Raw genomic sequence first — 10529 nt, 5'->3', positions numbered from 1 at the left:
TCTAAACTAAGTGGTACAGAAACAATTCGAGGCATGTGTGAACATCTGTTAACTAAAAAAACTTTTTCGCATGATTAGTTATTTTTGTCAACTTACGGTAACGTTTTATCTACAAGGGGAAGAGTCGCCGAAGATTAGTTTAGGTGCTGTGAAACTTGATGATATTTCTAAATTAAAAATGCAAACTCCATCTCGTATGAGAGTGATTGATCTGGCGATGGCGCTGACTGGGAAAACACCGACGACTTTGGATGAGACGGATGAGACCATTGGTGTCGCGATGGCATTGGTTAGAATTTTCCAAAGTTTAGGCGCTGAGCAAGGTAGTAATGTTATTGGTGATATTCAACCAACTGAAATAACGCAAGAAAAGAAGAATCAACTTGCGGGTATTGCTAGCTCGATTGGTGTCAATGAATTGAGTAGTGGTCAATATGTTGAGCTGATAAAACCTTGGGTCGATGTCAGCCCAGTTTCTAATGAGCAGGCATTGGAAACGTTGACAACATTATTAAACTTTTCTAATACTGGTGTGTGGGTCGCGAACCGAACAGTTTTTAAATCTGGGGACAGTACTAAAAACACACTGCTGCCAGAAGGCTTTTTTGGCTGTAATACGGATTATTCAAAATGTTTAGATGCAAAGGTCAATAATTTATTACATGCGATCGGAGAGGCATTGTTATTGACAGATCGCCAAGGTTATATCTTTGGTTATGGGCATCAATGGCGAGGAAGTGCGATTAAAGATGGGAATGTGATTGCACCTACTATTCTCACAACGACAACCAAATCTGTGAAAATGCAAGTCAATCCTCAGTACAGTTGGTTAAATCCATTTACACAAGCGATTGAAGTGGATCGACCTTTGTCTTTTAATTTTAATTCGAATGCATCCGATGATTTGATTGTTAAGCAAGGGAAGTTGATGAATGGAACGACGATTGCTGGAACAGAAGGATTCTATCGAGGTTTAGTCAATCTTAAAGATAGTGACAAAGTCGATAGCTCTCATTTAGGTCAATGGCAACAAGCCCTCGGCAATCAACCTTTTAGAGGCACGGTTGATATCATAAAAGTGAATCCCACCAGTTTCCTTTCAAAAGATATTTTTAAAACTGAGCTAAATGTTGCATCGGGACAACGATACGTATTTCCACTCTATGCGACATTAACCTTTAGGTTTGATGAAGTTGCAAAACTACCGCCAGTAGATTTAGGTATCGTCATTGATGAACATGGGGATATTCGGACTGATATTCGGAAAGACGCTACCGCAACGGATATGTCTGGACGATGTGCAACAGTCAAGTCTGTAAATGCGAACGGAACATATACAGATGAATATGATGAAACCCAATACCGTATTGGTACAACGGGTGCAACACAGTTTTCAACCAATGATAAATCTGTCTCTGTACGTATGATCTTATCTCATCCAAAATTTGAGACCATTGATGGTGCGTTATTTGGTTTAAATATTGATGGAATCGGTGGGGCAAAGATGAATATCCATAATTTATTGGATGGACAGCCAGCAGGGATTAACTTAACGAACTTCTCAAATAATACCGTTGTTTGGAATAATATTCATGCAATTGCTTTGGATAGCTATATACGGTTTTATGACGGACTAAAAACGGATAAGGATAAATATGTTGCGCCTACCGCAGAAGAGCGTGAGTTGGCGAAACGTTGGGCTGGTACAGTAACCATTAAAATCGCAGATCAAAATATTCCTGCGTGTACTTCCATTAAAACCAAGTCTTAGATTTTAGTGATCTAAAAGACCGCGATTTGCGGTCTTTTTTATTTAACCAGTATGGTCTAAGCGTGTGCCTAATGTTTCTAAATGAGGTGGAAAGAAACCGCTTTTACGGTCAGCAACATAGTGCCTTAATGTTTGTTCCACACTAGGAAAGGCAAGTTCGTTCCAAGGGATCTCATGTTCTTCAAACAATCGGCATTCTAAACTTTCCTCACCTGCACCAAACATACCTTGTTTTAATATCGCTTTAAATAGCACATAGATTTGACCAATACGTGGAATATTGTAGGTGCAATAGAGTTGTTCAATTTCAACTTCTGCTTCAGCTTCTTCACGGGTTTCTCTCGCTGCGCCTTGCTCCATGGTCTCGAATAATTCCATATAGCCTGCGGGTAATGTCCATAGCCCGTAGCGTGGTTCAATTGCACGACGACAAAGTAAAACCTTATTTTCCCAAATGGCCAATGCACCACAAATCACTTTAGGATTTTCATAGTGAATGTGACCACAATGGGTACAAACAAGTCGTGATTTATGATCACCTACTGGAATTTTTTGTTCGGTTTGATGCCCACACGCAACGCAAAAGCTCATAATTATCATCAGCGATAGAGATAGCTCAGCATAACTGAATTTTTATGACTGCGCATCATCTCTATATTTGCTGTTCAAATTTCAGCTATGATGCATAATAAAGAAAATGCGAAAAAGAGATGAGTCATATGGAAGAACCATCGTTAATACAACTTTTACAACAACGGTTGCGTTTTTCCAAACGAATCCAACAGGCGGATGCGGCTGTTTTAATTGCGATTACGCAAGAGGCTCAACCTAAAGTGTTGCTGACACGCCGTTCGATCCATTTATCCCAACATGCGGGTGAGGTTTCTTTTCCGGGTGGGAAGCGTGATCCGAGTGATACCAGTAATATTGTGGTTGCTTTACGTGAGGCCCAAGAAGAAACTGCATTAAATCCATTTGATGTGAAGCTGATAGGTGATTTGCCGATCCAACGTGCGCGTAGTGGTCTGTTGGTTAAGCCAATTGTGGGATTGATTCCTGCGCAAGTTGATTTAATTGCACAGCCTTCTGAAATTGATCGGATTTTTTTTGCTGAGCTTCAAGCACTGATCGATGCCCCACCTTTGCCGTATGAAGTTCGTTTAGCGCGTCAGTCATTATATTTTCCAAGTATGCAGGTTGAGAGCGAGGTGGTTTGGGGCTTAACAGCGAGAATGTTGGTTTCTTTGTTCCAATATGGTTTAGGGCATAAAAAAAACTGGCCTTTTCTAGTCAATCCACCTAATTTTGGTCTGTCTAAGTTTTAATTTTTTAAAGAAGTATTTTCTCATGATGTATACGTATCAAGGATTGAGTCCGAAAGCATTGCATGAACCTTGGGATGGCTGGGTTGCACCAACAGCGACGGTTATTGGTCAAGTGGAGTTTGGTCGCCAAGTGAGTATCTGGTTTGGTGCTGTAGTTCGCGCAGATAATTGTGTTATTCGTATTGGTAATTTTTCCAATATTCAGGAAAATGCTGTGGTACATACGGATGCTGGGATTGAGCTGAATATTGGTGAGTATGTCACTGTGGGTCATAAAGCCATGTTACATGGTTGTAGCATTGGCGATAACTCTTTGATTGGAATGAATGCTGTGATTCTGAATCGGGCGGTGATTGGTAAAAACTGTATTATTGGTGCGAATGCCTTGATCCCTGAGGGTAAAGTGATTCCTGATAATTCTGTGGTGATGGGTTCACCTGGCAAAGTGGTAAAGATGATTGATGAGCAGGATGTTGAGCGCTTGCGTTGGAGTGCTTTGCATTATGCGGAACACTATAAGCATTTTTTAGCATTAGAAGAGTTTCATTTTTAAGCGTGTCTTAATCAAAGTAAAATGTGCCAAACAGAAGTTTGGCTTTTTTGTATCAAAATAGAGAACAACTCGAATATCAGAATGGAGTGGGGTATGATATCGCTCGTTTTTCATCATACTTCGCCTAAGGTTTTTGCATGAAGTTGCTTGCATTGGAAACTGCCAATGAGCAGTGTTCCGTATCATTAATTGATGCGACTCAAGAGCTCTATTTTCAATTAGATGGGCGTGCAAAAGCACAAACACAAACGATTTTACCTTTAATTGAACAAGCTTTATTACAAACACAAAATCAACTTAAAGATTTGACCGCAATTGCCTTTAGTCGAGGACCGGGTTCATTTAGTGGTGTACGGATTAATGCTGCGGTTGCACAAGCATTGGCTTGGTCACATGATCTGCCCGTCATTCCTGTTTCCAGTTTACAGGCGTTGGCACAAGCCGCATATCGTTTGCATGGTTTAACTCAAGTAACTGCTGTGTTAGATGCGCGAATGCAAGAAGTGTATATCGCGAATTTTAGCTTGGATGAGCAGGGTGCCATGCGGGCAGTTGATGATGAAAAATTATTGCGTTATGAGCATGCCTCAACCTATTGCAAATATATCGCGGTGGGTTCAGGGGCCGCGTTGATTCAGTCAGAAAAAACACAATCACAAGCAGTTGTGGCAACAGCACAAGATATTGCCAGTATTGCGATGGTTTATGCAGCAGAACAAAAATGGGTAGATGCAGCATATGCATTGCCTGTTTATTTGCGTGATGATGCGTGGAAAAAGATTCCAGAACAAGGTAAAGCGGGTTAGGTATGGATTTGTTACTGCTGCTTAAAGCAGCGATCATGGGTATTGTTGAAGGTATTACCGAGTTCTTACCGATTTCAAGTACAGGTCACTTGATTTTGGCATCGGAATTAATGGACTTTTGGACACCTGAAAAAAGTGCTGTTTTTGTCGTCTTGATTCAGATCGGTGCGATTGCTGCCGTGATCTATGAGTATTGGTCACGCTTGTGGAATGCTGCAACAGGTATGGTCACTGGCGAAGAGAAAGGGCGCCGTTTGGGCTTTAGTCTCATTTTTGCTTCGATCCCAATTGTCTTGGTCGGTTTAACCTTTGGACAAACGATTAAAGAAGTGCTCTTTAATGATCTTGTAGTTGCTTTAGGTTTGATTATTGGTGGCTTAATCATTATTTGGGTGGAGAAAAATCCACCTCAGATTAAGGCCGTTGAAGTTGAAAATATTACCTTTAAGCAAGCCATCTGGATTGGTTTAATTCAGGTGTTGGCTTTGATTCCCGGGACATCGCGTTCAGGCGCAACGATTATCGGTGCAATGTATTTAGGCGTATCGCGTAAAGCGGCAACCGAATTTTCATTTTTCCTCGGTATCCCTGTGATTATTGGTGCAGGCCTATTAGACTTGTATCAGAGTTATCATGTACTTGATGGTTTCGATGATTGGATCGTACTTGCGGTTGGCCTGATCGTTTCGTTTATCTCGGCTTTACTCTTGATTCGTGCATTGGTTGCTTATGTGGCTAAGCGTGATTTTATGGTTTTTGCGTGGTATCGGATTGCTTCAGGTTTACTCATTTTATTACTTTTCTTTACTGGTTGGAAATTATGGTAGGCGAGTTTCGCTTATTTTTTGAAAGCTCAGAAGTCGAGAAAGCACAGCATTATCAAACTGTGCTTTCTTTACGTGGGGTGGTGGTCGAGCTTTGTCTGATCGAGCAATTAAATGCTCGATTTTTGCGTTTGAACCCTGAACTTGCTTTATGCGTTGATGCATCAGGTTTGTGGTTATGTGCCAACGGTATGAAAATGCGACCTGATTGGCAGGCAGAAATTCCACGCTTAAAGCGTGCCAGCCTTAAGTCGGAAATGCTCGCTCGAGCATGTCAATTGGCTGAGAAACCGAATTTGGTTGATGCAACAGCTGGTTTGGGGCATGACAGTTTACTGATGGCGCATTTAGGCGCACAGGTTCATTTGGTCGAACGGAATCCGATTCTATTTTGTTTATTAGAAGATGCGAAAGTTCAAGCACAGCAAGATCCATTTTTACAGCTAACGATGTCGCGCATAGAACTCATTTTTGCTGATTCAGCGGTTTATTTAGAACAGCTTAAACAACAAGATCAGTCCGTTGATGTGGTGTATTTAGATCCCATGTTTCCTCAACGTGATCAAAATCATCAAGCAATCAAAAAACAAGCCCAAGTGAAGAAACAAATGCAATTATTGCACTTGTTGTTACCTGAGCATGGTGAAATGGATTTAGGCGATCAACTGCTTGCTTTGGCTAAGCAAGTGGCAAAACGCGTGATTGTGAAGCGTCCACGGCATGCTGTTTTTCTCGCTGAGCAAGTTGCTGATCATCAGTGGTTAGGTGATGCTTGTCGTTTTGATGCTTATTTTTCAAAAGATTAATTTTAAAATAGATTCAAATGATTGTGTGGCTTCGGTCAATGCTCAGTAAAGATTTGTGATATAGTGCCAAAGCATAATTGCTAAAAAAATCTGCTCCAGCATACACTAGCATTTCGCACCGCATCTTTTTAAAAAATGAAATTCATTCTGTAAAAGATTGGCATATTTTGAGTTTAATCCCGAAGAATTTTATGATAGACCTCAAACCATCGATAAATATCTGGCATGATTTTAAAAGTAACCAAATTGCTGGAATGTGGTTGTTTCTAGGGTCGCGTCGATCTTTACAAGTGGTTCACCCATCGATCACGCAGCTGATTTTGTGGGGGATTTTGGGCGCTTGTACCAACTCACTTTATAGTTGGTTGGTGGCGGGGCAGGTTGGAGACTTTAACTCTCAAGGTTTGATTGGTTATGCACTTTGGCCTTTTATTGCCCTAATTGTCGGTATTTTTCTATCACAACGGATGAACCAACCACGCTTGATGCTCGTTCCTGCATTACTGTGGTTAGTGCTTGATACCAATATCCTGCTTTTACAGTGTTTGGTCCAATATCTTGGTTCCAATGGTTATCTCAATTTTATTCCCGATAGCATTTATAACGGTTTGTTGCCGCCATTATTTGCAGGACTTTTTGTTTGGCAAAGTTTGGCTGTGATTTGGGTTTTTTCTCGTGCGTTGAATTGGCCATGGTGGGAACGTGCTTTGGTCTTCGTGGCGACCATTGCAACTTTGGTGGTTTGGCAGTTATCGGTAAAAGATCAACCGATTTGGAAAGTTGAAGAAAGACCAGCCACTTTTGCAGAAGACGCCTTCTATGCCCAAAGCCATTTATTAAATAATGCGTTAGATCAAATTCAATACAGCGATATTGCCAATAGCCATTGGTATTTTTTTGGTGTGGCTGGAGACAGTTATGCGGATGTATTTAAGTCTGAAATTGAGCGAATAAAAGAACAATTTGATACCCGTTTTGGCACTTTTGGTCGCTCTATTATGCTGGTCAATAATCCTGCAACACGTTTAGATATCCCGATTGCATCTAAAACCAGCATTGAATTGACTTTGCGCCGTATTGGTCAGCAAATGAATCGTGATAGTGACGTTTTATTTCTTTACATGACCTCGCATGGTGAGCGTAATCATTTTGAGCTTGAAAATGCGCCTTTAGATTTGGGGCAAATTGATCCGAAATGGTTACGTGAGACACTTGATAAATCAGGGATTCGCTGGCGTGTAATCGTTATTTCAGCATGTTATTCAGGCAGTTTTGTTCCAGCATTACAATCGCCAGATACCTTGATTATTACGGCTTCTGCGGCAGATAAGACCTCGTTTGGTTGTAATAGTGAAGCGGACTATACTTATTTTGGTCGTGCTTTTTTTGATTTAGCCATGCGCGAACAACATTCGATGAAAGCGGCTTTTGATCAAGCAAAGCAAACGGTAACCAAATGGGAAGTTGCACAAGGGGTTGAGCCTTCTGAGCCACAGTGGTCGATTGGTCGAAATATGGAACTCATGCTACCGCAATTGGAGCCGTATTTATTCCCAACGCAGAATATGGCAACAACTGATATTACAAAAACACAGGATAATGAACATGCAGCTACTACAAAAAAATCGTTGTTTTGAGGGTGAGCAACGTGTTTATCAAATTGAGTCTCAACATCTCAAAGGCTTAACTAAAGTTGGGGTTTATCTGCCACCTGCAGCTTTAGAGGGCAAAGCATGTTCAGCTTTATTTTATCTTGCAGGTTTGACGTGTACGGAAGACACTTTTGCGATCAAAGCCCATGCACAACGTATGGCTGCTCGACTGAGTTTGATTTTGATCACGCCTGACACTTCGCCTCGAGGCGATGATGTTGCACAAGGTGATCATTGGGATATCGGGCAGGGCGCAGGATTTTATCTGAATGCGACGCAACAGCCTTGGGCAGCGCACTATCAAATGGAGTCTTATCTGGTTGATGAGCTGTATGCACAAGTGTTGCATGCGTTTCCAATTACTGAAAACCAAGTCGGAATTTTCGGGCATTCAATGGGTGGTCATGGCGCATTGACCTTAGCGTTTAAATATCCAGAACAATTTAAATCTGTTTCTGCATTCGCCCCAATTTGTGCACCAAGTATTTGTCCTTGGGGTGAAAAGGCATTTAGCCAATATTTAGGTGATGATCGACAAGCTTGGTTGGCACATGATGCAACCGCTTTGGTTCAGCAAAAAGGGAAGTTGTTTGAGGAAATACTCATTGATCAAGGTATAGATGATCAGTTTTATAGCCAACTCAATCCCGAAGCGTTCAAGCAAGCGTGTTTGGATGCAAGTCAACCGATTACCTTGCGTTTGCACCAAGGCTATGATCATGGATATTACTTTATCCAAAGTTTTATGGATGATCACTTACAGTTTCATGCCATTCAACTCGAAAAAGTAGGCGATTAACCTAAAAGAAGCTCAAATGGAGCTTCTTTTTAACTACGTTGCCATTCAGCAGTAAATTCTTGCTGTGCCATGCGATTTAAATGATCAATCACCACTTGTTCTAAACGTTCGACATCTTCTTGTTGGTTTTCAATAAGGACGTCTAAATGTTGTTGTTGAGGTGTTAATGTCACGGTTGCAGTCGGCATAAAGATTTTTGAATGCGTTTCCGTTTCAGCCACTTCAAACTTATGTTTCCAGTGATTTACTAAACGTTTGCTAATGCGTTTTCCTTCGATGGTTGTAATTTGTGTGGTGCTATTCATTTCTCTAAGTCTTGTTGTGGCTTGATTTTCAACTTAGCAAATTTGATTTTATTTGAAAATAGCATTCCTGCAACGTGCTGTTGCAACTTTGCAATGCTGTATTGATGACTTTGTAACAGACGGAGTTACGGTAAATTTGTTATACTTAATCCATCATTTTCTTAGTTTTTGCCAGGTCATCCATGTCCAAGCCGTATTTAATTGCTCCTTCGATTTTATCTGCTGATTTTGCACGTTTAGGTGAAGATGTAGAAAAGGTTTTAGCTGCGGGTGCAGACGTTGTACATTTTGATGTGATGGATAACCACTATGTACCGAATCTGACTTTTGGTGCGCATATTTGTACCGCATTAAAAAAATACGGCATCAAAGCACCGATTGATGTGCATTTGATGGTGTCACCTGTCGATCGTATGATTGGTGATTTCCTTGATGCAGGCGCAGACATTATTACCTTTCATCCTGAAGCATCCCATCATATTGATCGTTCTTTACAATTGATTAAATCGGGTGGTGCGAAAGCAGGTTTGGTGTTTAATCCTGCAACGCCGTTACATTATTTAGATTATGTATTAGATAAAGTTGATCAAGTTCTTATTATGAGCGTAAATCCAGGTTTTGGTGGACAAAAGTTCATTCCAATGACTCTGGAAAAGCTACGTCAAGCTCGTAAAATGATTGATGCGAGTGGTCGTGATATTCGTTTAGAAGTTGATGGTGGTGTAGGTCCAGCCAACATCCGAGAAATCGCAGAAGCAGGTGCAGATATGTTTGTGGCGGGTTCAGCAATTTTTGGTCAACCAGACTATAAAGCCGTGATTGATCAAATGCGTGCAGAGTTGGCTAAAGTTGGTGCGAAAGAAGTCTAGTATTTTTTTAACACAGGGTGTGGATAACTTTGTTTATAACTAGGTGGATAACCGTGTTGATAAGCAAGGGGATAACATGTTGTTAAAATAAACAAAATGATTTCAACTGTTTATATCCACAGCAAAATGATGAAAAAAGGACAATTTTTTGTCCTTTTTTTGTGCGCTAAGATGTTTATTTTGCTTTATTTTTATTCATGCGGTTCTTTGGGCACAATTGTGTGATTAAACAGCAGCTTTAATCTAAACGACGATTAAGTTATTACAATTTGAACATGAAGATGATTGTGCAAATCAATGAAAGAAATTATGCTAAACATATCGAGCAGCTTTCATCATTGAAACCAAGGACATTCAGTGCAACTTCGCAAACAATACAAACAACTGTGGTTTGTATTCCTGATGATTTTTTTCATTGGGGGAAGTGGTGTGGTTGCTGCTGCAGTTCCAGCGATTCAATTTGAACAAAAAGCGGATATAACAACACAAACGATGCCGTGTCATGAACTATACATGGCAGATCAACATCATCAGATGCACATGCCCGATACAGATGTTTCGACTTCAGCAAAATGTCATGAAGCACATCTGCAAGATGGTCAGCATTGTCAGGACTGCAATAGTCCAACGCATTGTCAAACGACAAACTTTGCGTTAGATCAACAGACGCTGAAGCTTTCTTCCTTAGTGTTGTTAGAGCTGCATACGCATAAAAATACCGACTATCAAGCCCGACATCTTGCTGGATATTGGCAAGAGATATTACGCCCTCCTAAAGCCTGATCTGCTTTAAGTTTCCCTCTTTTTCCTTGCGCCATA

12 protein-coding genes are annotated in these 10529 nt (G+C 40.8%); 10 read left to right on the top strand and 2 right to left on the bottom strand.

What is annotated here, in order from left to right:
- The first annotated feature begins 70 nt into the window (after positions 1-70).
- Positions 71-1771 (top strand): hypothetical protein, encoded by a 1701-nt coding sequence (locus MMO38_RS06255; RefSeq protein ID WP_241322943.1) that lies wholly within the window; start codon positions 71-73, stop codon positions 1769-1771.
- 42 nt (positions 1772-1813) lie between these two features.
- Here MMO38_RS06255 and MMO38_RS06250 read toward each other — a convergent pair whose 3' ends face one another.
- A complete protein-coding gene (locus tag MMO38_RS06250) occupies positions 1814-2362 on the bottom strand; it encodes an NUDIX hydrolase (protein WP_241322942.1) in 549 nt (182 codons plus the stop codon).
- 119 nt (positions 2363-2481) lie between these two features.
- Between MMO38_RS06250 and MMO38_RS06245 the strand changes: the two genes are divergently transcribed.
- From MMO38_RS06245 to fghA, 7 genes are all read left to right on the top strand, one after another.
- Positions 2482-3096 carry a CoA pyrophosphatase gene (locus MMO38_RS06245; protein ID WP_171063418.1) on the top strand — a complete coding sequence of 205 codons (615 nt, stop codon included), beginning with the start codon at positions 2482-2484 and terminating at the stop codon, positions 3094-3096.
- A gap of 25 nt (positions 3097-3121) precedes the next feature.
- Positions 3122-3649, top strand: a complete 528-nt coding sequence (locus MMO38_RS06240; protein ID WP_171065305.1) for a gamma carbonic anhydrase family protein — start codon at positions 3122-3124, stop codon at positions 3647-3649.
- 137 nt (positions 3650-3786) lie between these two features.
- Positions 3787-4455, top strand: coding sequence for a tRNA (adenosine(37)-N6)-threonylcarbamoyltransferase complex dimerization subunit type 1 TsaB (gene tsaB, locus MMO38_RS06235; protein ID WP_241322941.1), 669 nt, complete (start codon positions 3787-3789; stop codon positions 4453-4455).
- A 2-nt stretch (positions 4456-4457) separates the two neighbouring features.
- Positions 4458-5282, top strand: coding sequence for an undecaprenyl-diphosphate phosphatase (locus MMO38_RS06230; protein ID WP_241322940.1), 825 nt, complete (start codon positions 4458-4460; stop codon positions 5280-5282).
- Positions 5276-6085 carry a class I SAM-dependent methyltransferase gene (locus MMO38_RS06225; RefSeq protein WP_241322939.1) on the top strand — a complete coding sequence of 270 codons (810 nt, stop codon included), beginning with the start codon at positions 5276-5278 and terminating at the stop codon, positions 6083-6085. Before MMO38_RS06230 ends, MMO38_RS06225 begins: the two co-directional genes overlap by 7 nt.
- A gap of 191 nt (positions 6086-6276) precedes the next feature.
- Positions 6277-7722: a C13 family peptidase gene (locus MMO38_RS06220; protein ID WP_121930062.1), complete on the top strand. Its 1446-nt coding sequence runs from the start codon at positions 6277-6279 to the stop codon at positions 7720-7722.
- A complete protein-coding gene (fghA, locus tag MMO38_RS06215; RefSeq protein WP_241322938.1) occupies positions 7691-8536 on the top strand; it encodes an S-formylglutathione hydrolase in 846 nt (281 codons plus the stop codon). Before MMO38_RS06220 ends, fghA begins: the two co-directional genes overlap by 32 nt.
- Before the next feature lie 29 nt (positions 8537-8565).
- Here fghA and MMO38_RS06210 read toward each other — a convergent pair whose 3' ends face one another.
- Positions 8566-8841: a DUF2218 domain-containing protein gene (locus tag MMO38_RS06210; RefSeq protein WP_004669822.1), complete on the bottom strand. Its 276-nt coding sequence runs from the start codon at positions 8839-8841 to the stop codon at positions 8566-8568.
- A gap of 182 nt (positions 8842-9023) precedes the next feature.
- On the opposite strand from MMO38_RS06210, the gene rpe reads away from it, so the two are divergent.
- Together rpe and MMO38_RS06200 are read left to right on the top strand one after the other, a co-directional pair.
- Positions 9024-9710, top strand: coding sequence for a ribulose-phosphate 3-epimerase (rpe, locus tag MMO38_RS06205; protein ID WP_241322937.1), 687 nt, complete (start codon positions 9024-9026; stop codon positions 9708-9710).
- 357 nt (positions 9711-10067) lie between these two features.
- Entirely contained in the window at positions 10068-10493 is a 426-nt protein-coding gene (locus tag MMO38_RS06200; protein WP_241322936.1) for a hypothetical protein, read from the top strand.
- Positions 10494-10529 lie beyond the last annotated feature (36 nt).

The organism is Acinetobacter sp. NIPH 1852, from assembly GCF_022549455.1.
In the GTDB taxonomy this organism is placed as follows: domain Bacteria; phylum Pseudomonadota; class Gammaproteobacteria; order Pseudomonadales; family Moraxellaceae; genus Acinetobacter.
Note: the sequence above shows the minus strand (reverse complement) of the source record. Positions and strands in the feature narration are given on the sequence as shown.

Excerpts from the sequence above, each read along its gene's own strand:
- MMO38_RS06255 (WP_241322943.1), top strand. The coding sequence starts at position 71 with ATGATTAGTTATTTTTGTCAACTTACGGTAACGTTTTATCTACAAGGG.
- MMO38_RS06250 (WP_241322942.1), bottom strand. The coding sequence starts at position 2,362 with ATGAGCTTTTGCGTTGCGTGTGGGCATCAAACCGAACAAAAAATTCCA.
- MMO38_RS06245 (WP_171063418.1), top strand. The coding sequence starts at position 2,482 with ATGAGTCATATGGAAGAACCATCGTTAATACAACTTTTACAACAACGG.
- MMO38_RS06240 (WP_171065305.1), top strand. The coding sequence starts at position 3,122 with ATGTATACGTATCAAGGATTGAGTCCGAAAGCATTGCATGAACCTTGG.
- tsaB (WP_241322941.1), top strand. The coding sequence starts at position 3,787 with ATGAAGTTGCTTGCATTGGAAACTGCCAATGAGCAGTGTTCCGTATCA.
- MMO38_RS06230 (WP_241322940.1), top strand. The coding sequence starts at position 4,458 with ATGGATTTGTTACTGCTGCTTAAAGCAGCGATCATGGGTATTGTTGAA.
- MMO38_RS06225 (WP_241322939.1), top strand. The coding sequence starts at position 5,276 with ATGGTAGGCGAGTTTCGCTTATTTTTTGAAAGCTCAGAAGTCGAGAAA.
- MMO38_RS06220 (WP_121930062.1), top strand. The coding sequence starts at position 6,277 with ATGATAGACCTCAAACCATCGATAAATATCTGGCATGATTTTAAAAGT.
- fghA (WP_241322938.1), top strand. The coding sequence starts at position 7,691 with ATGCAGCTACTACAAAAAAATCGTTGTTTTGAGGGTGAGCAACGTGTT.
- MMO38_RS06210 (WP_004669822.1), bottom strand. The coding sequence starts at position 8,841 with ATGAATAGCACCACACAAATTACAACCATCGAAGGAAAACGCATTAGC.
- rpe (WP_241322937.1), top strand. The coding sequence starts at position 9,024 with ATGTCCAAGCCGTATTTAATTGCTCCTTCGATTTTATCTGCTGATTTT.